We start from the raw sequence: 21,792 nt of genomic DNA, 5'->3' as shown, positions 1-21,792 counted from the left end.
CGTGCTCCCGCTCGATCGAGCGGCGTGCCCTACTCCTCGGTGGGGTGGGGCAGGGGGCCGCCGATGAGGAGGTCGTCGTTCTCACGGCGGCGGCGGAGCACCACGGCGGTGACGAGGCCTGCGACGAGTGCGGCGACCAGCACGCCCGCGCCGATGGTGAGGCCGACTCCCGCCGAGAGACCGCCGGTCCCCTCGGTGCTGCCGGCGGCCGTCGAGCCGAGCCCGGTCTTCGCGGCGGTGATGGCGATGCCGCAGACCTGCGACGCCTCGGGGACCTCGGCGGCCGAATCGCCCTCGGGGTAGGCCACGGTCACCGCGGCGGTGCGGCCAGAGATCGAGCCCACGGCGACGATGCAGTAGAGCGCGGCCGTCGGGTCCTCCACGACGGAGTCGCCGAGCGCGAGATCGGACCAGCCGAGCGCATCGACGCGCACCGCCAGGTCGCCGGCCGCGAGATCGGCGCGCTTGCCCGCCGTGGTGTACGCCGCGACGGCGACGCTCTCGACCGGGCCGAAGCCCCAGACCGCGCCGCGGGGCGCCTCCGCCTGCTCGCCGCCCGCCTCGCGGGGCTCGACGAGGACGCCGGGTCCGGAGGAGGCGATCAGCGCGAAGGTCGTCTCGGCGCGGGACCCGCGGTCGCCGGTCGTGGTCACGGTGTAGCTGCCGATCGACGTGAGCGCCACGGCGGGCACGGTGGCCGAGCCGGTGCTGAAGGCCGCGCCGTCCTGCCGGTCGGCGACGCTGAGCGCGGTCTCGGTGCCCGCCGGCGCGCGGAGCACGGCCGTGGCGACCTCCTCGCGCTGGAAGCCGGCGTAGGCGACGCCCACTCCGTAGAACCGGGCGAGGTCGACGGTGAGCGCGCCCGGGTCGACTCCCGCGTCGCGGGTCAGGTAGACGGAGACGGCGGGGGTGCTCGCCTCGGTGGCGGGCTGGCCCTCGGAGGCGGGAGCGGGAGCGGCAGCCGGATCGGCGGCCGAGGTCGAGAGGAGCGTGCGTCCGGGTGCCGACGAGCGCGGCGCGGCCGAGCCCGCCTCCGTCGTCGCGGTGCCGCCGTTCGAACCGCCACCGCTCGAGCCGCCGCCGCTGCCGCCGGAGCTGCCGCCGGAGGACGATCCGGGCGCCGGCTGAGCGGGCTGCGCCGGCTGAGCGGGCTGCTGCGGCTGGCTGGGCTGCTGCGGCTGAGTCGGCTGCTGCGGCTGGGACGGCTCGTTCGGCTGCGAGGGCTCACTCGGCTGCTCGGGCTCGGTCGGCACCTCGGGGACACCGGGCACCTCCGGCTCCGGTTCGGGAACCGGCACCTCGGGCACGCCCGGCACCTCCGGCTCGGGGTCGGTGGTCGGCTCCGTCGGCACCTCGGGGATCGTCGGGATCTCCGGCTCGGCCGGCACCTCCGGGATCGAGGGCAGTTCGGGCTCGGTCACGACCGAGGTCGCAGGGTCGGTCGGCACGGTCTCTGTCGCGTGCGCGGCGGTGGGCAGCGCGAGAGTCGCGACGAGCACCGCGACGGCGGCGAACCCTGAGGCCGCGCTGCGGCGACGCTGACGTGACATGGATGTTCCTCCCCCGCCGGGGCGGCGTGCACCCCGGAAACGGGGAGCGGCCCTCCCCGTGAAGAGACTATGCGGCTTCAACCACGGGTTGAAGGAATTCCGGTCCCCCATGCGAGGGCGCTCTACAACGTTCCGATCACGGCCGCTCCGCACCCGCACCGTCAGCGACGACGCGACGCCCGCAGGCCCTCACCAAAACGACGCGACGCCCGCAGGCCCTCACCAGAACGACGCGACAGCTGCAGCCCTCACCAGAACGACGCGACGGCCGCAGGCCATGCCATGAGCTCAGACCTCGAAGTCGACGCAGGCCCGCTCGCGCACCAGGGGTCGGATGAACCCGGCCACTCGTCGGTGATCGGGGTGCTCGACGTAGGCGTTCAGCGCGTCGGCGTCGGCGTAGTCGGCGACGAGCACCATGTCGAAGTTGTCCTTCGGGAACATCGCGTTCCTGCCGATCGTCATCGACTCGATCTCGGGGATGATCGGCAGCAGGCTCCGCAGGGCGTCCGAGATCTGCTCCGTGTGCTCCGAGCGCTGCGCAGGATCGTCGGCGTTCAGCTTCCAGGCGACGACGTGGCGGATGGTCATGCGTGCTCCAGGAGGGCTCGGCGGAGGCGCACGGGGTCGACGCGCCAGTAGGTGTGGACGCGCCCGTCGATCAGGAGGACGGGGATCTCCTCGACGTACTGCTCGTGGAGCTCCGCGTCGTCGAGGATCGACAGCTCCGACAGCATGACGACCGGCGCCGTGGCGTCGTCACCGAGGTCGGAGAGGACCCCCTGGATCACCGCGCGGGCGTCGTCGCAGAGATGGCAGCCGGGCTTCCCCACGAGAGTCAGCTGCACGTCCGCCATCCGGTCAGTGTAGAGGGAGGCCGGGACGCACCGAGCGGAGGCGCGTAGCGACCGGCAGGCCCCGTGACGCCGAGGAGTGCTGTGACGCAGAGGAGTGCTGTAACGCAGACGAGCGCCCTACCCCGTGAGGGGCGGACGCTCGAGTGGGAAGAGGCGCGAGCCTACTTCTTGTTGCGACGCTGGTGACGAGTCTTGCGAAGCAGCTTGCGGTGCTTCTTCTTCGCCATACGCTTGCGACGCTTCTTGATGACAGAACCCACGAAGACCTCACAACGTTCAGGGGGTCGACCGCCCGACGGACGGCCGCTTACGAAAAACTGGCTCCCGCGAGCTTACACGACACGGAGCACCGGGGCGGACGGCCGGTCACTTGCGGATGCGCAGCACCTCGGCCACCTTCGTGGCGCCCTCGCTCACTCCGCGCTGGATGTCCTGCACCACCGTGCTGACCTGGTGCGTCCGGTCGGCGAGCGCCCGCCCGAGCGACTCGGCGCGCGCCGCGGTCGGTGCGTCGAGCACGCCGGGCTCCTCGTCGAGGTCGTCGGCGGCCAGGAACGGGAGGAGCCAGTCCTCCAGCTCCTCGAGCGGCGTGTACTGCAGCGCGTAGTAGCGGTGCTGCCCGCTCTCGCGGACGGTGACCAGCCCCGCCTCGCGCAGGACCTTGAGGTGCTTCGACACCGTCGGCTGGCTCAGCTCGAGCCGCGCGACGATCCGCGAGACGCTCATGCCCCCCGCGACGGTCGTCCCCTCGGCCCGCTGCTCGAGCAGGATCGAGAGGATGTCGCGGCGCGTGCCGTCCGCGATCACCGCGAAGATGTCAGCCATGTCGCCCAGGGTAGTCAGCGCGGCTCCCGGCCGACCAGGGTGGCGCCTGCGCGTATGCCGTGCCGTGCATGCCGGGTCCGCGACGCGGGCCGGGTAGCATGGCCGCGATCGAGTGGAGGATCGCCGTGGTGGTTCGGCAGCAGTTCCGCAGCCCCGTCGGCGTCTCGCCGATCTCGCCCTGGTCCGGTTTCGAGCGGGCCCGCGATCTGATCGACGACTTCGCCGGCCGCTCGCCCTCGCGCTTCGCGATCCTGATCTTCTCGGCGCTGATCCTCGTCTTCACGCTCCTCTTCTCTCTGCCGATCTCGAGCACGACCGGCACCGTCACTCCGCTGCACGACGCATTCTTCACCGCGATGTCGGTCATCTGCGTCACCGGCCTCGCGACCGTCGACATGGCCACGTACTGGTCGGCGTTCGGCCACTCGATCATCTTCGTCGGCGTGAACATCGGCGCGCTCGGCGTGCTGACCCTCGCGTCGATCATGGGGCTGGCCGTCTCACGCCGACTCGGCCTCCGCGCGAAGCTGATGGTCGCGAGCGACTCGAACCCCCTGCGGATCCACTCCGGCCCCGTCGCCGAGGGCCAGGCGGTCCGGCTCGGCGAGATCGGCGGGCTGCTGACCACGGTGGCCGTCAGCGCCGCCGCGATCGAGGTCGTCGTCGCTCTGCTGCTGTTCCCGCGGATGCTGATCGACGGCATCCCGATCGGCGAGGCGGTCTGGCACTCCTTCTACTACTCGGCGATGGCGTTCACGAACACCGGGTTCGCGCCGAACGCCGCGGGCCTCACCCCGTTCGAGGACGACTACTGGTTCCTCAGCATCCTGATGATCGGCGTGTTCCTCGGCTCGATCGGGTTCCCGGTGATCTACGCCCTCTCGCGGGGCTGGCGCCGCCCGAGCAAGTGGTCGGTGCACGTCAAGCTGACGCTGCTCACCTCGGTGATCCTGCTGGTCGCCGGGGCGGTGCTCTACATCGTGCTCGAGTTCGACAATCCGAAGACCTTCGGGGTGCTCGATGCGGGCGACACGGTGTTCCAGTCGTTCTTCCTGTCGACGATGACGCGCTCCGGCGGCTTCTCGACGATCACGATCCCCGATCTCAACGGCTCGAGCCTGCTCGTCACCGACATGCTGATGTTCATCGGCGGAGGCTCGGCCTCGACCGCGGGCGGCATCAAGGTCACGACGCTGGCGATCCTGTTCCTCGCCGCGTTCGCCGAGGCCCGCGGTGTGAACGACATGGAGGCGTTCGGCCGGCGGATCCCCAACGACGTGCTGCGCCTGGGCGTCTCGGTCGTGCTGTGGGGAGCCACGACCGTCGCGGTCTCGTCGGTGATCATCCTGCAGATCACGAAGGCCTCCCTCGACTACGTGCTGTTCGACGTGATCTCGGCCTTCGCCACCTCCGGGCTCTCGACAGGGCTCACCGCCGAGCTGCCCCCCTCCGGTGTCTACGTGCTGGCGCTGACGATGTTCATGGGCCGCGTTGGTACCGTGACACTCGCCGCCGCGCTCGCCGCCAGCCAGCGCCGGCAGCTGTTCAGACGACCCGAAGAGAGGCCCATCGTTGGTTGACCGCATCAGGTACGACGCCCCGGTGCTGGTGATCGGCCTGGGGCGCTTCGGCGCCGCCACCGCCGGCCAGCTCGACCGACTCGACCGCGAGGTGCTCGCCGTCGACGCCGACGCGGGCCTCGTGCAGAAGTGGTCGGAGCGGGTGACCCACGCGGTGCAGGCCGACGCTCGCTCGCTCGACGCCCTCGCGCAGATCGGCGCGCAGGACTTCCAGGTCGCCGTCGTCGCCGTCGGCTCCTCGATCGAGGCCTCGGTGCTGATCACCGCGAACCTGGTCGACCTCAAGATCCCGCAGATCTGGGCCAAGGCGATCTCGCGCTCGCACGGCAAGATCCTCGAGCGGATCGGCGCCAACCACGTCATCTACCCCGAGGCCGAGGCCGGCGAGCGCGTCGCGCACCTCGTCTCGGGCCGCATGCTCGACTTCATCGAGTTCGACGACGACTTCGTGCTGGCCAAGATGTACCCGCCGAAGCCCATCCGCGGCCTCACCCTCACCGAGTCGGGGGTGCGCCGCAAGCACCGGGTGACGGTCGTCGGAGTGAAGAGCCCCGGCAAGCCGTTCACCTACGCCACCGAGCAGACCGTCGTCTCGAACCACGACCTGATCGTGGTCAGCGGCACCCCCAGCGACATCGAGCGCTTCGCGGCCCTCGGCTCCTGAGCACGGGCGTCAGGAGGCGGCGAGCTCGCGGGCGCGGGCCAGGGCCGCGTCGGTCGCGCGGGCGAAGAGCGCGGCGAGGTCCGCCTCCTGCAGCACCGCGATCGCCCGCTCGGTGGTGCCGTTCGGGCTCGTCACCCGGCGGCGCAGCTCGGCCGGGTCCTCTCCGGAGTCGACGAGGAGCTCGGCCGCCCCGAGGAACGTGCCGTTCACCATGGTCGCCGCCTGCTCGGGCGTGAAGCCCTTCGCGATCGCCGCCGCCGTCAGCTGCTCGATCAGCAGGAAGACGTAGGCCGGGCCGGAACCGGAGATCGTCGAGAGCGCGTCGAGCTGCGACTCCGGCACCTCGACCACCTCGCCCACCGTCTCGAACAGACGGCGCACCAGCGCGAGGTCCTCGGCGCTCGACCGCGTACCCGCGCTGAGCCCGGTGACGGCGCGCCCCACGACGGCGGGGGTGTTGGGCATCGAGCGCAGCACGGCGACCGACTCGGGCAGGTGGCGCTCGAACGTCTCGACCGTGACTCCCGCAGCGACGCTCACCACGACCGCGCCCGGAGCGAGCGCCTCGGCGATCTCGTCGAGCAGCGCCGGCACCATGTGCGGCTTGACGGCCACGAGTACGACGGAGGCGCCCTCGACGGCCCGGCGGTTCGCCTCCGGATCATCGCTGGTCGCGAACGCGGTGACGACCGGGTGGTCGTGCCAGAGCGCCGCCTTCGCGGCGTCGCGGTTGGTCACGCGGACCCCGCCCTCGACCTGCACGCCCGGAGCGAGGAGCCCCGAGAGGATCGCTCCGCCCATCGAGCCGAGGCCCAGGACGGCGATGGACGGGAGCTGCACGGGAGCATCGGTCATCCGCACATCCTACGAAGGGCGGACAGCGGCTCCACCGCCGGGGCGCGGACTCCCTAGGATGGCCCGACCGCCCCACCCGCATTCGGATCCTCGAGGAGACCACGTGAGCGCATCCGGAGGAAGCAGGGCCATCGTCGCGGCGCTGTCCGCGAATCTCGGCATCGCTCTGACGAAGTTCGTCGCCTGGTTCTTCTCGGGGTCGGCCTCGATGCTCGCCGAGGGCGTGCACTCGCTCGCGGACTCGGGCAACCAGCTGCTCCTCCTGCTCGGCGGCCGCAAGTCGCGCAAGGCCGCCGACGACGAGCACCCCTTCGGCTACGGCCGCGAGCGGTACGTCTACGCCTTCGTCGTCGCGATCATCCTGTTCTCGGTCGGAGGCGTCTTCTCGCTCTACGAGGGCATCGACAAGATCACGCACCCGCACGAGCTCGAGAACGTCTGGCTGCCGATCGTCGTGCTCCTGGTGTCGATCGGGCTCGAGAGCTACTCGCTGCGCACCGCGGTGAAGGAGTCGAACCCCGCGCGCGGCGCGCAGTCGTGGCTGCAGTTCATCCGCCGGGCGAAGGCGCCGGAGCTGCCGGTCGTGCTGCTCGAGGACGTCGCGGCACTGACCGGTCTGACCTTCGCGTTCCTCGGAGTCGTGCTCTCGGTGATCACCGGGAACTCGGTCTTCGACGCGATCGGCACGATCATGATCGGCACGCTGCTGATCATCGTCGCGATCGTCCTCGGCGTCGAGACCAAGAGCCTCCTCGTCGGCGAGGGCGCGACCCCGGCCGACACGGCGGCGATCCGCTCGGCGATCGAGTCGGGCGACGACGTCGACCGCATCATCCACATGAGGACCCTCTACCTCGGTCCGGACGAGATCCTCGTCGCCGCGAAGCTCGCCTTCCCGGCGGCCGAGACCGTCGCGGAGCTGGCCGCGGGCATCGATGCGACCGAGCAGCGGATCCGCGACGCCGTTCCTGCCGCTCGCGTCATCTACCTCGAGCCCGACGTCGACCGCGCCGACCCCGATACGGCGGTGTGACGTGCGGCACGCACTGGCGATCGTCAACGAGCGGGGCGCCGGCCTCGGCGTCCTCGACCCGATCCTGCGCGGTCTGGGCTTCGAGGTGGAGGCGGTGGCCGGCACCGATCTCGGCTCCGTCGACATCGTCGATCCCGATCTGGTCGTCACGCTCGGATCGAGCGCCGGCGTCTACGAGACCGTCCACCACCCCTTCATCACCCCCGAGATCGCGCTGCTGCAGGATCGACTGCACTCCCGCCGTCCCACGCTCGGCGTCTGCTTCGGCGCACAGCTGATCGCGGCGGCGCTCGGCGAGCGCGTCTACGCGGGCCCGACGCGTGAAGTCGGCTTCCGGACGATCGAGCCCACGGAGGCGGGGCTGCGGTCGCCGCTGCGCCACTTCGCGGGCGTGCCGGTGATGCAGTGGCACGGCGACACCTTCGACCTGCCGCCGAGCGCGACAGTGCTGGCCACCTCGGAGGAGTACCCCGTCGAGGCCTTCGGCATCGGCGACTGGCTGCTCGGCGTGCAGTTCCACCCCGAGCTCACGGGCGAGATGGCCGGGCGGTGGCTCGAGGGCGACGCGGCGTACGCCGCTGAGGCGGGCTACTGCTCAGGCACTCTCGAGGCCGACGTCGACGCCGGACGCTTCGCCCGCATGCTCACAGCGACCGAGCTCGCGTTGACCGAGTGGCTGGGGGCCTGACTCGGGCTCAGCGCCGGGCGGCGAAGAAGTCGACGAGCAGCCGCGTGCTCTCGTCGGCGCGCACTCCCGGGTAGACCTCGACCACGTGGTTGTGCCGGCGGTCGCGGAGGAGGTCGTGCAGCGATCCCGCCGCGCCCGCCTTCTCGTCCCAGGCGCCGAAGACCACGCGCTCGATCCGGGAGGCGAGGATCGCGCCGGCGCACATCGCGCACGGCTCGAGGGTGACCACGAGGGTGCAGCCGGTCAACTGCCAGTCCCGGCGGGCCTTCGCGGCCTCGCGCAGGGCGACGACCTCGGCGTGCGCGGTCGGATCCGTGCGCAGCTCCTTCTCGTTGCGCCCGCGGCCGATGACGGCACCGTCGGCGTCGACGACCACCGCGCCGACCGGCACGTCACCCCAGCCGGAGGCCCGCCTCGCCTCGCCGAGCGCCAGCGCCATCCAGCCGTCCGAGCCGGGGGGCGGGCGCAGGTCGCTCTCGCGCATCACGCCACTCCTCCCGGCTCCGGCGGCCCACGGCCGCCAAGTAGATTGAGCTTATGCGCGTCCACGTAGCCGACCACCCGCTGATCACGCACAAGCTCACCGTGCTGCGCGACAAGCGCACCCCCTCCCCCACCTTCCGGCAGCTGGCCGAGGAGCTGATGACGCTCCTCGCCTACGAGGCGACCCGCGGCGTCCGCACCCGCTCGGTCACCATCGAGACGCCGGTCACGACGACCACGGGCCTCGCGCTCAGCGACCCGCAGCCGCTGGTGGTCCCGATCCTCCGCGCGGGCCTCGGGATGCTCGAGGGCATGGTGAAGCTCATCCCCACCGCCGAGGTCGGGTTCCTCGGCATGGCGCGCAACGAGGAGACCCTCGAGCCCACCACCTACGCCGAGCGCCTCCCCGAGGACCTCTCCAACCGGCAGTGCTTCGTGCTCGATCCGATGCTGGCCACCGGAGGCTCGCTCATCGCGGCGATCCAGTTCCTGTTCGACCGCGGTGCCGTCGACGTCACGGCCGTGTGCCTGCTGGCCGCCCCCGAGGGGCTCGCCGCCGTCGAGAAGGCGTTCGGCGACCGCGACGTGACGATCGTCCTCGGCTCGCTCGACGAGCGCCTCAACGAGCTGGGCTACATCGTGCCCGGGCTCGGCGACGCGGGCGACCGCCTGTACGGCCTGGCGGGCTGACCGGTCGTGGGCGCCCCCGTCCCAGGGGCGGGCGCCCACGCATTCCGCGCGACCCGCGGAGATCTGTTGACGCACGGCGTCATCGTCCGCTTTACTTCTGAACATGACTGACAACGCGCACGCCCTGACCTCCTTCGAGGCCTCCGGGAATGCCGGCATGATGATGGCCGGGGGCCTCGTCATGTGTTGTCGAATGTGTGCGTGAGGCACTGACCTCGCCGGATCCCCGCACAGCCTCCGCCCCCCGATCCTCCTGATCGGGCCGATCACCTCGATCGGACGGGCGTCGCAGGCGCGGTGGGTCCCCCGGATGCCCGCATCCGTCTCTGCCGGCCGCGTCACGCGGACGGCGCCGCAGCGCACACCCGGATCCGCTCCTCATACACTCGTCCCGGATCCGAACACCCCCAAGGATTCGTCATGACCCTCCTCCACGCCCGTACCGCCGCCAGCACCGAGACCCCCCGCCTCCAGGCCGTCACCGAGAGCACCCCCACTGCCCCGCGCCTGCGCGCCGTGCCCCAGGGCACCGAGGCCCGCGGCTTCGCCCTCTACGTCGGCATCGACGAGGCGAAGGCCCGTGCGGCCGGAGTCGACCTCGGCCGCCTCGTCGAGGAACTCAAGCGCGTCACCGCACTCCTCGCCCCGGACGCCGAGACCTACGCCTCCGTCGCCCTCGCCCCGCAGGGCGCCGGCGGACGCGACGTCGACGTCGTGCGCCTCGCCCTGCAGGACCCGGCGGCCGTCGCCCGCCGCCGCGCCGACGCCGAGCCCGACCTCGACCGCGCCCCCGGAGGAGTCGTCATCGACATCTCCCGCAAGCGCGTCATCCTCGACGACGAGACCACCGCTCTCACCTACAAGGAGTTCGAGCTGCTGCAGTACCTCGTGCTGCGCGAGGGCCGCACCATCGAGCGCGCCGAGCTGATCGCCTCCCTCTGGGGTGCCGCCGACGACGACGCCCCCAACGAGCGCACCATCGACGTGCACGTCCGCCGCCTCCGCGCCAAGCTCGGCCGCTACGAGGACATCGTCCGCACGGTCCGCGGCGTCGGCTACCGCTTCGACCGCCACGCCGACGTCGCCATCCGCTACGCCTCGACGCCCTCGCCCGACCTGTTCTGAGTCGGATCGCTGCGCGAGCGCGCAGCGCTCGCTCCGCCGCGGTCGGCTCCCAGGGTGGTTGCGTCCCGCAGAGCGTGCTGCGTCCGGCTCGTTGAGAACGCTGGCACGCGTTCTCAACCGGACGCCTCGAGCATGGCGGCCGGTCGTCGCACTCGCCGAGGGGGCCGTGCGGCTGCGCCGGCACCGTCAGGAGGCGTGATCGACAGTGCAGCAGTCCGGTACTCCGGCCGCCCCGGGACGCCGAGGGTGAGAGGTCGAGGGAGCCCGAGCTGACGGGCGGTCTCGACGATCCGTGGTTCCTCGACCGCCGGTGTCGGCGTCAGGGCGACGGGCGGGAGAAGAGGTTCACGAGGGTGCCGTCGGGGTCGCGGAAGAGGGTCGAGCGGTTGCCCCACGGCATCGTGGTGGGCTCGAGCACGACGTCCTCGAGCACGTCGCGGAGTCGAGCGAACTCCGCGTCGACATCGGCGACGAGGAACTCGATGATCGCCGAGTCGTTGCGGCCGGGCGTCGGCGCGCGCTCGCCGAGCATCGCGACGGTGGCCGTGCTCGCGATCGCGAGGAGCCCGCTGGGCGTCCTCAGCTCGGCGAAGACCGGAGCGGGCCGGGTGGCGACCACTCCCGTCACCACCTCGTAGAAGCGGGCGAGGCGATCGACGTCGTGCGTGATGATGCGGATCGAGACGAGGTCCACGGTGTCCTTCCCGTCGGGCCACCCGGCCCGACGACTCCACCCTGGGCCACGTCGGCGACACCGTCCTGTCGGTGTTCACGGAGACTTCCCGCCCGCACCGACCCTGCGCAGCTCCCCGTCGATGATGCCGAGGTCCTCCCCGCGGAGGGGACGGCGCGGCGGTCGCTCGGCCTGCGGCTCGGCCGCGGTGATGCGGTCGCCGCGGAACGCCCGGAGACCGTCGCGCAGGCGGCACCAGGCGATCAGATACCAGTCACTGCCCTTGCCGACGAAGCCCAGGGGTTCGACGTCCCGCTGTGTGGAGACGCCGTGGCTGTCGGTGTAGTCGATCCGCAGGACGCGTCCGCTCGTCAACGCATCGGCCAGCGCGGGCGGATTCCCGCCGGGTCGGTGCACGCCGAGCAGGTGGATGCGGGCGGCCAGGGCCGCAGACTCCGCGAGACTGCTGTCGTCAGCGACGGCCACGACCTTGCGGAGCGCCGACGCCGCCGCGTCACGGAACGGGCTGGTCGTGAGCGCGCCCAGACCGATCATCACCGCGAGAGCCTCGTCGACCGTCATGTTCAGGGGCGCCAGGGTGTGCGCCGGATCGAGGCAGTAGCCCCCGTTGCGCCCGGGCTCCGCCCAGATCGGGACTCCGCTCTGCTGCAGGGCCGAGAGGTCTCGCTCGATCGTGCGGGCGCTGACCTCGAATCTCCCCGCCAGCCAGCGGGCGCTCCTCGGCCGCGGTGCGACGGCGCGCAGCTCCTCCACGAGGGCGTAGAGGCGGTCGGTGCGAGTCATCCCTCGACCCTAGAGGTGGGCTCCGGAGGCACCCAGCGAGGTCTCAGCAAATCAGGTCTTGCGGCGTTATCGATCCGTAATATAGTTCAAGAGCGTTAGTCGTTTGCTGTGGCGGCGAAGCGCGAATGTGATTGCAGGACACTCTTGGTGCAAGGGAATGAAGGCCGGCCGCTCGCCTCAGCGGCCGGCCTTCTGTCGTTCCCGGACCGACGCGATGGCGATCCCGGTCCGGGCTCCGCGACTGTTCCGGACGGGTCAGCACGGCGTGCCTCCTGAGCGTGGACACGCCGTATCCTGAGAACGACAGAGGAGGCCGCGTGGCATCGAGACGCGCTGTGGCGGCATGGGAGTCGCTCTTCCGAGCCCAGGTCCACGTGATGCGGACACTGAGCACGGAGTTCCCGTCGAAGGAGATCTCGCTCAACGAGTACGACGTCCTCTTCAACCTGACTCGCCAGCCGGAGCGCCGAGCGCGTCTGCGCGATCTCAATCGTCACGTGCTGCTCACGCAGCCCAGCGTCAGCCGCCTCATCGACCGGCTCGTCAGCCGCGGCCTCGTGACCAAGAGCGAGGATCCGACCGACGCCCGCGGAACGGTCATCGCGATCACGGACCAGGGCTACGACCTGTTCCGCCGCGTCGCCATGACCCATATGGAGACCATCTCGGACCAGGTGGGATCCGCCCTCGACGACGACGAGCTGGCGCAGCTGATCGCGCTGTGCGACAAGCTGCGCGAAAGCGTCGACTCCGCGTGACGCGCCTGCGCTGACGACACTCCGCTGACACACGGGGCCGTTAGCACGCACCGGCGTGCGCGGCCAGGTCTTCGCTCCGGGCGACGACCTCGCCGATCATGGTCAGATCATGAGCTCCTCCTCTCCGACCCTCGTCTGGCTCCGCGACGACCTGCGTCTCGCGGACAACCCCGCCCTGCGCGCAGCGGTCGATCGCGACGCCCCGGTCGTCGTCCTCTACGTGCTCGACGACGAGTCGTCGGGGATCCGTCCGCTCGGCGGCGCCGCGCGCTGGTGGCTGCACGGGAGCCTCGTCTCGCTGGCGTCCGACCTCGACGAGCACGGCGCGTCGCTCGTGCTGCGGCGCGGCCCGGCGGAGGCCGTGGTCCTGCAGCTCGCCGAGGAGGTCGGCGCGGGCGCGGTGCACTGGAACCGCCGCTACGGAGGAGCCGAGCGCGCCGTCGACACGGCGGTCAAGGAGAGCCTGCGCTCGCGCGGCATCGAGGCCGAGAGCCACCAGGGTTCGCTGCTGTTCGAACCGTGGACGGTGCAGACCGGCGGCGGCGGTCCCTACTCCGTCTACACCCCCTTCGCCCGGGCCTGCCGCAACCGCGACACCCCTCGCGCCCCGCTCGCCCGACCGCGCTCGATCGACGGCTTCCGTGGGCGGATCGCCTCCGACACCCTCGACGACTGGGAGCTGCTGCCGACCCGCCCCGACTGGGCCGAGGGCCTGCGGCAGCGCTGGGAGCCGGGCGAGAAGGCCGCGGCGAAGCGCCTCCGGGCCTTCATCGCCGAGCAGCTCGACGAGTACGCCGACGGGCGCGACAAGCCGGCGCAGGATGCGACCTCGAACCTCTCGGCGCACCTGCGCTGGGGCGAGATCAGCCCGTTCCAGGTATGGCACGCGGTCGAGGAGGCGCACCGCGACGGCACGCACCGCGGGCAGGGCGGCGAGCGCTTCGCGTCGGAGGTGCTCTGGCGAGAGTTCTGCTACCACCTGCTCTTCCACTGGCCCGATCTCGCGACCGCGAACTTCGACACGCGCTTCGACTCCTTCCCCTGGGGCGAGCCGCACGACGACGAGATCCAGGCGTGGCACCAGGGGCGCACGGGCTACCCGCTCGTCGACGCCGGGATGCGCGAGCTATGGAACACGGGGTACATGCACAACCGGGTCCGGATGGTCACCGCCTCGTTCCTGATCAAGAACATGCTCGTCGACTGGCGGGTGGGCGAGAGCTGGTTCTGGGACACGCTCGTCGACGCCGACCCGGCGAGCAACGCGGCCAACTGGCAGTGGGTCGCGGGCTCGGGTGCCGACGCGTCGCCCTACTTCCGCGTCTTCAACCCGGTGACGCAGTCGAAGAAGTTCGACCCCGACGGCGACTACATCCGCGAGAACGTGCCCGAGCTCGCGTCGGTGGGCGGCTCGGCGGTGCACGAGCCGTGGACGCTCGGCGACACCCTCACCCAGGACGGCGAGGACTACCCCGCGCCGATCCTCGACCTGAAGGAGACCCGGGCGCACGCGCTCGACGCGTTCGCGACGATCAAGGGCGCTCCGCGGAGGATCGCGCACGGCTCCTAGACCCGGGCCACCGACTCCGGGTGGACCTCCGGCTCGCGAGATCGCGTTCGGCTCGCAGGAATACGCGGTACTCGCGAGCCGAAGGTGGTGTCACGAGCCGAAGGGTGTCGAGGGGGGCGGAGTGACGGGCCGAGCCGCGCAGGCGCCTCCCGCCCGGCGCGCGGCTAGATGTAGATCGCGGGATCGACGAAGAAGCCGGAGTCGGCGGGGGCGTCGTCGGCGCGGCCCATCGCCCGAAGGTCGCGCGCGGGGATGCCCACCAGCACGGCACCGTCCGGGGCGTCCTTCACCACGACCGCGTTGGCGCCGACGCTGACATCGGAGCCCAGGGTGATCGGGCCGAGCACGACGGAGCCGGCACCGAGCACCACCCGGTCGCCGATGCTCGGGTGGCGGCGCTCGCGCCGAGCCGACTTCCCGCCCAGCGTGACCCCGTGGTACAGCATGCAGTCGTCGCCGATGCGAGCCGTCTCGCCGATCACGACTCCCATCCCGTGGTCGATGAAGAGGCGACGGCCGATGACCGCGCCCGGGTGGATCTCGACTCCGGTGACGGCACGCGCCGCCTGCGCGAGCAGACGCGCGGGGAGGCGGAGGCCGCGCCGCCACCAGGAGTGGGCGACGCGGTGGACCCACACGGCGTGGAGTCCGGGGTAGGCGAGGACGACCTCGACGGCGCTGCGGGCCGCGGGGTCGCGCTCGCGCGCCGTCCGGACGTCCTCGATCAGACGTCGGAGCGCGCCGGGCTGCTGGGTTCCGGCCGAGATCGTGCCTGCTCGACCGGAACCTGGCGTCCCGCTCAGCTGCGGAGGTCCTCGTAGAGGACGGTCGAGATGTAGCGCTCGCCGAAGTCGCAGACGATCGCGACGATCGTCTTGCCGGCGTTCTCGGGGCGCTTGGCGACCTCGAGGGCGGCCCACATGATCGAACCGGAGGAGATGCCTCCCAGGATGCCCTCCTGCGCGGCCAGGTCGCGCGCCACGCGCACGGAGTCGGCGAGGGTCACGTCGATGATCTCGTCGTAGACCTCGCGGTCGAGGATCGCGGGCACGAAGTTCGCACCGATGCCCTGGATCTTGTGCGGACCGGCGGTGCCCTGGGTGAGCAGCGGCGAATCGATCGGCTCGACGCCGATGATCTGCACGCCGGGCTTGCGCTCCTTGAGCACCTGGCCGACTCCGGTGATGGTGCCGCCCGTGCCGATGCCGGCGACGAAGACGTCGACCTCGCCGTCGGTGTCGTTCCAGATCTCCTCGGCGGTGGTGCGGCGGTGCACCTCGGGGTTCGCGGCGTTCTCGAACTGGCGGGCGAGGATCGCACCGGGGGTCTCGGCGACGATCGCCTGCGCCTTCTCGACCGCGCCGCGCATGCCCTCGCCGCCGGGGGTCAGCACGATCTCGGCTCCGTAGGCGCGCAGCAGCACGCGGCGCTCGACCGACATCGTCTCGGGCATGGTCAGCACGACCTTGTAGCCGCGGGCCGCGCCGACGAGAGCGAGGGCGATGCCCGTGTTGCCGCTGGTGCCCTCCACGATGGTCCCGCCGGGAGGCAGCTCTCCCGAGGCCTCCGCCGCGTCGACGATGGCGACGCCGATGCGGTCCTTCACGCTGTTCGCGGGGTTGTAGAACTCGAGCTTGGCGAGCACGGTCGCGCTGCCGGAGCCCTCGAGGCGGTTGATGCGGACGAGAGGGGTGTTGCCGACGAGCTGCGTCACGTCGTCGTAGATGCGTGCCATGGTGGTGTGCTTTCTGCCGGATCCGACCGTCCCGGGGCCCCGGGACCGGCGCATGGTGCGGGTGCGTCGCCGCTGCGTCCTGCGCGAGGGACGCAGGGTCAACGATACGGAGGCATCGCGCCCGACGGGCGCCTGTTACGGCCTTCGCACAGCCCCGCGGGGGTCCCCTCGAGCGACTGCCGCCGCGAAGGCTGAGAGACGACCTGTGCATCCTCGCCACCGCGCATGTCGTTCTGCGGAGGGACGCGCCCCTGTCGGATGCGTCACGTACGATTCACCTCGGGGGACGCATGTTCGACGCGAGGCTCTCGCCCCTCTCCCCTTCTGCACTGCCACGGCTCCGCCGTGCCGAAAGGACGACCGCTCCATGGCTCTCCCCACCGCATCCCGACGCTCCGCCAAGCCGCTCGGGATGTCGCTGCGGGCGATCGTGGGATTCATCGGGATGAGCGTCGTCGCCGGCGTCCTCATCACCGTCGGGGTGACCCCGGCGCTCGCGTTGACCGGGCTCGCGACGAGCAACACGATCGGCCTGTTCCAGAACCTCCCGGGCTACCTCGACGTCGGCCAGCTGATGCAGCGCACCAACATCTACGCCGGCGACGGCACCACCCTGCTCGCCTCGGTCTACGACCAGAACCGGGTCGAGGTCGGCTGGGACGACGTCGCGCAGACCGCGAAGGACGCGGCCGTCGCGGGCGAGGACCCGCGCTTCTACGAGCACGGCGGCATCGACCTCCAGGGCACGCTGCGCGCCGTCTCGCAGACCTACCTCCTCGGCAACGACTCGGGCGGTGGCTCCTCGATCACCCAGCAGTACGTCAAGAACGTGCTCGTGCAGAAGGCCGAGTCGATCACCGACGAGGCCGAGCGCGACGCGGCCTACAAGGAGGCGATCGACCCCACTCCCGAGCGCAAGCTGAAGGAGATGCGCCTCGCGATCGGCCTCGAGAAGGAGTCGTCGAAGGACGACATCCTCCTCGGGTATCTCAACATCGCCCTCTTCGGAGGCACGGTCTACGGCATCGAGGCGGCCGCCAACTACTACTACGGCATTCCCGCGAGCCAGCTGTCGACCTCGCAGGCGGCGTCGCTGATCGCGATCGTGAACAACCCCGAGAAGTTCCGCTTCGACGACCCCGCCGACGAGGCGAACGGTGCCGCCAACGGCTACGCCGAGACGAAGGAGCGCCGCGACTACATCCTCGCGGAGGAGCTGAAGTACGCGAAGATCAGCCAGGAGCAGTACGACGCCGCGGTCGCCGAGCCGATCACCCCGAACATCACCCAGCCCTCGACGGGTTGCGCGACGGCCGGCAACGCCGCCTACTTCTGCGACTACGTGCTCAACGTGCTGCGCAACGACGAGGTCTTCGGTGCGACCGACGACGAGCGCTACCAGCGCATCCGCCAGGGCGGGTTCGACGTCGTGACGACGCTCGACCTCGACATCCAGAGCTCCTCGCAGGTCGCCCTGAGCTCCTACATCCCCGCCACCGACCCGCGCTTCGATCTCGGAGCGACCGCCGCCACCGTGCAGCCCGGCACCGGGCGGGTGCTGTCGATGGTGCAGAACACGAACTACAGCCAGGACGAGGAGTTCCTCGCCGCGAACCCCGGCTACACCGCCATCAACCTCAACGTCGACCTCGCCATGGGCGGCGGGTCCGGTGTCCAGACCGGCTCCACCTACAAGGTGTTCACCCTCGCACGCTGGCTGATGTCGGGGCACACGATCAACGAGTCGTTCGCCTCGCCGACCTCGGGCTTCAGCACGTACCCGCAGAAGTGCAACCTCGACGGAGACGGGTACTACGACGGCGCCCGCTTCGCTCCGAAGAACGACGACTCCTCCGAGGACGCGGGCTCGATGACGGCGCTCCAGGCCACCACGAACTCGATCAACACCGGGTTCATGGGGATGGCGCACGAGCTCGACGTCTGCGACGTGCGCACCACCGCCGAGTCCTTCGGCGTGCACCGGGCCGACGGCAGAGAGCTCCAGAGCGGCCCCGCCTCGGTCCTCGGCACGAACGAGATCGCGCCGCTGACCATCGCGACGGCCTACGCGGGCATCGCCAACGACGGCACCACCTGCTCGGCCATCGTGATCGACCGGATCACCGACGCCTCCGGAGCGCCCGTCGCCGCGCCCGCCTCGACCTGCACGCCCTCGGTCACCGCCGAGGTCGCACACGGCATGCAGTACGCGATGCAGCGCGTGATGACCTCGGGCACCGGCTACGCCTCCGACCCGAGGGACGGCATCGAGCACATCGGCAAGACCGGCACCACGGACGACGCCGCCGACGTGTGGACCGCGGGGGCCAGCAAGTCGGCCGCCCTGGCCGTCTGGGTGGGCAGCATCAACGGGTTCGACGACGGCACCAAGATCAACCTCCGCAACATCAGGCTCACCGGCACGGAGGGGATCCCGACCCAGGCCGCCCAGACCCGGCACGCGATCTTCAAGCCGATCATGACCGCGCTCGACCAGAAGTACGGCGGAGACGACTTCATCGATCCGCCGACCTCGATGCTCGCCTCCTCCGCGCGGAGCTCGACCACGACAGAGGTCCCCGACGTCACCGGCTCGACGGTCGCCGAGGCGACGGCGACCCTCACCGCGGCGGGCTTCACGATCGGCATCACCGAGCCCGTCGACTCCGCGAGCGTCTCCCAGGGCTCCGTCGCGTCCACGACTCCGAGTGCCGGCGAGACCGTGCTGCGCGGGGCCGTCGTGCCGCTCCAGGTCAGCACCGGGAAGGCGCCGGTCAACACGGGCGACATCGCCGACGTCAACGGCACACTGCTCGACTGACGCGGCCGGAGTGCCCTGCGGTCGTGCACGCGTCGACCGGACCCGGTCGAGGCTGGCGCGCCTGATCGATCATGTCGGAGGCCGCGCCTAAGGTGCTGATGCAGCGAGAGGATCCATCCTGAAGCGACCGAACGTCCCCGTCTTCCAGCCCCGTCGAACCGTCCACGGAGCTCTCGGCGCGCTGTTCGGATTCGTGATCGTCAGCGTGATCGCCGGCCTGCTCGCCACGGTGGTCGTCGCTCCGGCCGTCGCCCTCACCACGGCGGCCACCTCGGGCACGATCTCGGTGTTCGAATCGCTCCCGAGCTACCTCGAGGTCGGCGAGCTGATGCAGAAGACCGACGTCTACGCGGGCGACCCCGACGACCCGACGCTGCTCGCCTCCTTCTACGACCAGAACCGCATCGAGGTGTCGGGCGACCAGATCGCCGACTCGGTGAAGGACGCGCTCGTGGCGAGCGAGGATCCGCGGTTCTACGACCACGGTGGCATCGACCTGCAGGGGACGCTGCGCGCGATCGCGAGCACCTACCTCCTCGACAGCGAGACCCAGGGCGGCTCGTCGATCACCCAGCAGTACGTCAAGAACGTCCTCGTGCAGAAGGCCGAGTCGATCTCGGACGAGACCGAGCGCGACGCGGCCTACGCCGAGGCGACGGCGACCACTCCCGAGCGCAAGCTGAAGGAGATGCGCCTGGCGATCGGTCTCGAGAAGGAGTACTCGAAGGACGACATCCTGCTCGGCTACCTCAACATCGCGCTGTTCGGAGGCACGGTCTACGGCATCGAGGCGGCAGCGGAGTACTACTTCGGCACCTCGGCGGCGGACCTCTCGATCGCGCAGTCCGCGGCGCTGCTGGCCATCGTCAACAACCCCGAGAAGTTCCGCTTCGACCGGCCCGACGACGCGGCCAACGGAGAGGCGAACGGGTACGCCCAGACGACCTCGCGCCGCGACTACATCCTCGACCGGATGCTCGAGTACGGCAAGATCGACGCCGCCGCGCACGACGCCGCCGTCGCCGAGGCCCTCGTACCCGACATCACGCCGCCCTCCACCGGCTGCCAGACCGCGGGGAGCGCCGCCTACTTCTGCGACTACGTCTCGCACGTGCTGCGCAACGACCCGGCACTGGGTGCCACCGACGATGAGCGGTACGCGGCGTTGAAGCGCGGCGGGCTCAAGGTCTACACGACGATCGACCTCGGGATGCAGGAGACCTCGGCGCAGGTGATGACCGAGCAGGTTCCCGCCTCGGACCCCCGCTTCGACGTCGGCGCGGCGGCGGTCGGGGTCGAGACCGGCACCGGACGGATCCTGAGCATGGTGCAGAACAAGGAGTACAGCCAGGACCCGGAGCAGATCGCCTCGGCGGAGGGGGCCGACTACTCCGCCATCAACCTCAACGTGGACGCCGCGTACGGCGGCGGCAACGGCTTCCAGCCCGGCTCGACCTACAAGGTGTTCACGCTGATGCAGTGGCTGAAGGACGGCCACTCGCTCCTGGAGCAGTTCGATGCGAAGAACAAGAACTGGACGGGCTTCGCGGACAGCTGCGACGGAACGCAGAACTACGCCTCGTTCAACCCGCAGAACAACGGCGGGCAGATCTTCCCCGATTCGCTCAACGCCCTCGAATCGACGATCGACTCGATCAACACCGGGTTCATCGGGATGGCGCACCTGCTCGATCTCTGCGAGATCCGCGACACGGCCGAATCCTTCCTGGTGCATCGAGCCGACGGCACGGACCTCCTCAAGACTCCTGCGACCGTGCTGGGCACGAACGAGATCGCTCCGCTGACGATGGCGATCGCCTACGCGGGCATCGCCGACGACGGTCTCACCTGCTCGGCCGTGGCGATCGACTCGATCGTCGGCCCGGAGGGCCAGGACATCGCCGCACCCGAGTCGACCTGCACGCAGTCGACCAGCAAGGCGGTCGCCCGAGCGACGCAGTACGCACTGCTCGAGGTCACCTCGCAGGGCACCGGTCGGGCCGCGAGCCCCGGCGACGGCATCGAGCACATCACGAAGACGGGAACGACCGACGGCGCGGCCGACGGCTGGACGCTCGGCGCCTCCTCCGAGGTGGCGCTCGCGGTGTGGGTGGGCAGCATCTCGGCACTCGACGCCTCGGGCAGGCGGATGGCGCTCGACTCGATCGACCTCGACAGCGGTCCGGCGATCCTGGCGCGGCACCGCATCTGGAACCCGGTGATGGCCGCGTTCGACCGCGAGTACGGAGGGTCGGACTTCACTCCTCCGGACGCCCAGTACGTCACGGCGCCGATGGTCACCGTGCCCGACGTCGCCGGGCGCAGCATCGACGCCGCGACGAGCGCGCTCACGGCGGCCGGGCTGATGGTCGGCGCAGCGACCCAGGTCGATTCGACCGTGCCGACCGGTCAGGTCGCCTCCACGGATCCGGCGGCGGGCACCTCCGTCGTACGCGGGTCCGAGGTGAGGCTGCAGCTCAGCACGGGGAGCGCCGCGACCGCTCCGCCGCAGCCGAGCGTCTGACCCGGCGGATCAGAGCTGCACGGCGGCCTCGGGCAGCAGGCCGTACTCGACCAGCTCCGCATCGGTCAGGAGGCGGCTGCGGATCATGAAGCGCTTGCCCTCGGGTGCCTCGACGCTGAAACCGCTCCCTCGCCCGGTGACGAGGTCGACGGTGAGGTGGGTGTGCTTCCAGTACTCGAACTGGGAGCGCGACATGAAGAACTCGATCGGCTCGAGACCGTCGATGCGCAGGGTCTCCAGCAGCACGTCGGAGGCGCCGGTGCGGAACATCCCGACCGGGAAGCACATCGGTGAGCTGCCGTCGCAGCAGCCTCCCGACTGGTGGAACATCAGGGGCCCGTGCAGCTCGGTCATCGCGCGGAGCATGTCCGCCGCCTCCGGTGTCACATCGACACGCGTGCTCGTCATGGAGTGTCCCTTCTTCGGTGGTGCGACTCGTCACGGGTGGTCGTGTCGGCTGTTGCGTGGGAGCCGCTCGTGACGAATCGGCTCGGCAGGTCGTGGAAGCGCCGCGCAAGGGGAAGCGCCGAACGGCCGATTCGCGTGCCAGCGAATCG

Annotated in this window: 22 protein-coding genes; 10 read left to right on the top strand and 12 right to left on the bottom strand. The window is 70.8% G+C overall.

The annotated features are described in order from the left end of the window. Positions 1-29: 29 nt before the first annotated feature. From ASG06_RS09535 to ASG06_RS09520, 5 genes are all read right to left on the bottom strand, one after another. Positions 30-1,550, bottom strand: a complete 1,521-nt coding sequence (locus ASG06_RS09535) for a hypothetical protein (protein WP_056041437.1) — start codon at positions 1,548-1,550, stop codon at positions 30-32. 288 nt (positions 1,551-1,838) lie between these two features. Next, entirely contained in the window at positions 1,839-2,141 is a 303-nt protein-coding gene (locus tag ASG06_RS09530) for a Dabb family protein (protein WP_056041435.1), read from the bottom strand. Further along, on the bottom strand, positions 2,138-2,407 hold the full coding sequence (locus ASG06_RS09525; protein ID WP_056041433.1) for a glutaredoxin family protein: 270 nt from the start codon (positions 2,405-2,407) through the stop codon (positions 2,138-2,140). The genes ASG06_RS09530 and ASG06_RS09525 overlap by 4 nt, the downstream gene beginning before the upstream one ends. A 161-nt stretch (positions 2,408-2,568) precedes the next feature. Continuing rightward, positions 2,569-2,667 (bottom strand): 30S ribosomal protein bS22, encoded by a 99-nt coding sequence (locus ASG06_RS19525; RefSeq protein WP_003792170.1) that lies wholly within the window; start codon positions 2,665-2,667, stop codon positions 2,569-2,571. Positions 2,668-2,773: 106 nt separating this feature from the next. Then, entirely contained in the window at positions 2,774-3,232 is a 459-nt protein-coding gene (locus ASG06_RS09520) for an ArsR/SmtB family transcription factor (protein WP_056041431.1), read from the bottom strand. A gap of 98 nt (positions 3,233-3,330) precedes the next feature. Between ASG06_RS09520 and ASG06_RS09515 the strand changes: the two genes are divergently transcribed. After that, positions 3,331-4,812, top strand: coding sequence for a potassium transporter TrkG (locus ASG06_RS09515; RefSeq protein ID WP_082499104.1), 1,482 nt, complete (start codon positions 3,331-3,333; stop codon positions 4,810-4,812). Beyond that, entirely contained in the window at positions 4,805-5,476 is a 672-nt protein-coding gene (locus ASG06_RS09510; protein ID WP_055790397.1) for a potassium channel family protein, read from the top strand. The genes ASG06_RS09515 and ASG06_RS09510 overlap by 8 nt, the downstream gene beginning before the upstream one ends. A gap of 9 nt (positions 5,477-5,485) precedes the next feature. Here the strand turns inward: ASG06_RS09510 and proC are convergent, their stop codons facing one another. Continuing rightward, the gene (proC, locus tag ASG06_RS09505) at positions 5,486-6,331 is read right to left on the bottom strand and encodes a pyrroline-5-carboxylate reductase (protein ID WP_056041429.1); all 846 of its coding nucleotides are present in this window, start codon (positions 6,329-6,331) and stop codon (positions 5,486-5,488) included. Between the two features lie 103 nt (positions 6,332-6,434). Between proC and ASG06_RS09500 the strand changes: the two genes are divergently transcribed. Both ASG06_RS09500 and ASG06_RS09495 read left to right on the top strand, forming a co-directional pair. Beyond that, the gene (locus ASG06_RS09500; RefSeq protein ID WP_056041428.1) at positions 6,435-7,364 is read left to right on the top strand and encodes a cation diffusion facilitator family transporter; all 930 of its coding nucleotides are present in this window, start codon (positions 6,435-6,437) and stop codon (positions 7,362-7,364) included. 1 nt (position 7,365) lies between these two features. Then, positions 7,366-8,052 (top strand): glutamine amidotransferase-related protein, encoded by a 687-nt coding sequence (locus ASG06_RS09495; RefSeq protein WP_056041426.1) that lies wholly within the window; start codon positions 7,366-7,368, stop codon positions 8,050-8,052. Between the two features lie 7 nt (positions 8,053-8,059). Here ASG06_RS09495 and tadA read toward each other — a convergent pair whose 3' ends face one another. Then, entirely contained in the window at positions 8,060-8,536 is a 477-nt protein-coding gene (gene tadA, locus ASG06_RS09490) for a tRNA adenosine(34) deaminase TadA (protein WP_056041423.1), read from the bottom strand. A gap of 53 nt (positions 8,537-8,589) precedes the next feature. Here tadA and upp point away from each other — a divergent pair, with 53 nt between their 5' ends. Further along, complete coding sequence (gene upp, locus ASG06_RS09485; RefSeq protein ID WP_056041421.1) at positions 8,590-9,225, top strand: uracil phosphoribosyltransferase; 636 nt, start codon at positions 8,590-8,592, stop codon at positions 9,223-9,225. A gap of 420 nt (positions 9,226-9,645) precedes the next feature. Beyond that, on the top strand, positions 9,646-10,350 hold the full coding sequence (locus tag ASG06_RS09480) for a winged helix-turn-helix domain-containing protein (RefSeq protein WP_156465944.1): 705 nt from the start codon (positions 9,646-9,648) through the stop codon (positions 10,348-10,350). A gap of 319 nt (positions 10,351-10,669) precedes the next feature. On the opposite strand, the gene ASG06_RS09475 is transcribed toward ASG06_RS09480, so the two are convergent. Both ASG06_RS09475 and ASG06_RS09470 read right to left on the bottom strand, forming a co-directional pair. Beyond that, complete coding sequence (locus tag ASG06_RS09475; protein WP_056041419.1) at positions 10,670-11,044, bottom strand: VOC family protein; 375 nt, start codon at positions 11,042-11,044, stop codon at positions 10,670-10,672. A 75-nt stretch (positions 11,045-11,119) separates the two neighbouring features. Then, the gene (locus tag ASG06_RS09470; RefSeq protein ID WP_056041413.1) at positions 11,120-11,827 is read right to left on the bottom strand and encodes a helix-turn-helix transcriptional regulator; all 708 of its coding nucleotides are present in this window, start codon (positions 11,825-11,827) and stop codon (positions 11,120-11,122) included. 377 nt (positions 11,828-12,204) lie between these two features. Here ASG06_RS09470 and ASG06_RS09465 point away from each other — a divergent pair, with 377 nt between their 5' ends. After that, positions 12,205-12,585: a MarR family winged helix-turn-helix transcriptional regulator gene (locus ASG06_RS09465; RefSeq protein WP_082499183.1), complete on the top strand. Its 381-nt coding sequence runs from the start codon at positions 12,205-12,207 to the stop codon at positions 12,583-12,585. A gap of 109 nt (positions 12,586-12,694) precedes the next feature. Then, a complete protein-coding gene (locus ASG06_RS09460; RefSeq protein WP_056042504.1) occupies positions 12,695-14,155 on the top strand; it encodes a cryptochrome/photolyase family protein in 1,461 nt (486 codons plus the stop codon). A 164-nt stretch (positions 14,156-14,319) separates the two neighbouring features. On the opposite strand, the gene epsC is transcribed toward ASG06_RS09460, so the two are convergent. Together epsC and cysK are read right to left on the bottom strand one after the other, a co-directional pair. Continuing rightward, entirely contained in the window at positions 14,320-14,922 is a 603-nt protein-coding gene (gene epsC, locus ASG06_RS09455) for a serine O-acetyltransferase EpsC (RefSeq protein WP_056042502.1), read from the bottom strand. 32 nt (positions 14,923-14,954) lie between these two features. Next, positions 14,955-15,890 (bottom strand): cysteine synthase A, encoded by a 936-nt coding sequence (gene cysK / locus ASG06_RS09450; protein ID WP_056041409.1) that lies wholly within the window; start codon positions 15,888-15,890, stop codon positions 14,955-14,957. Positions 15,891-16,257: 367 nt separating this feature from the next. Here cysK and ASG06_RS09445 point away from each other — a divergent pair, with 367 nt between their 5' ends. Together ASG06_RS09445 and ASG06_RS09440 are read left to right on the top strand one after the other, a co-directional pair. After that, entirely contained in the window at positions 16,258-18,711 is a 2,454-nt protein-coding gene (locus ASG06_RS09445; RefSeq protein ID WP_056041407.1) for a transglycosylase domain-containing protein, read from the top strand. Positions 18,712-18,904: 193 nt separating this feature from the next. Next, on the top strand, positions 18,905-21,235 hold the full coding sequence (locus ASG06_RS09440; RefSeq protein ID WP_082499101.1) for a penicillin-binding protein: 2,331 nt from the start codon (positions 18,905-18,907) through the stop codon (positions 21,233-21,235). Positions 21,236-21,244: 9 nt separating this feature from the next. Here ASG06_RS09440 and ASG06_RS09435 read toward each other — a convergent pair whose 3' ends face one another. Continuing rightward, positions 21,245-21,643 carry a DUF779 domain-containing protein gene (locus ASG06_RS09435; RefSeq protein WP_056041405.1) on the bottom strand — a complete coding sequence of 133 codons (399 nt, stop codon included), beginning with the start codon at positions 21,641-21,643 and terminating at the stop codon, positions 21,245-21,247. Positions 21,644-21,792 lie beyond the last annotated feature (149 nt).

It is taken from the genome of Rathayibacter sp. Leaf185, from assembly GCF_001423885.1.
GTDB lineage: Bacteria > Actinomycetota > Actinomycetes > Actinomycetales > Microbacteriaceae > Rathayibacter.
The sequence above is the reverse complement of the archived record's forward strand: the minus strand, read 5'-3'. Positions and strand labels throughout refer to the sequence as shown.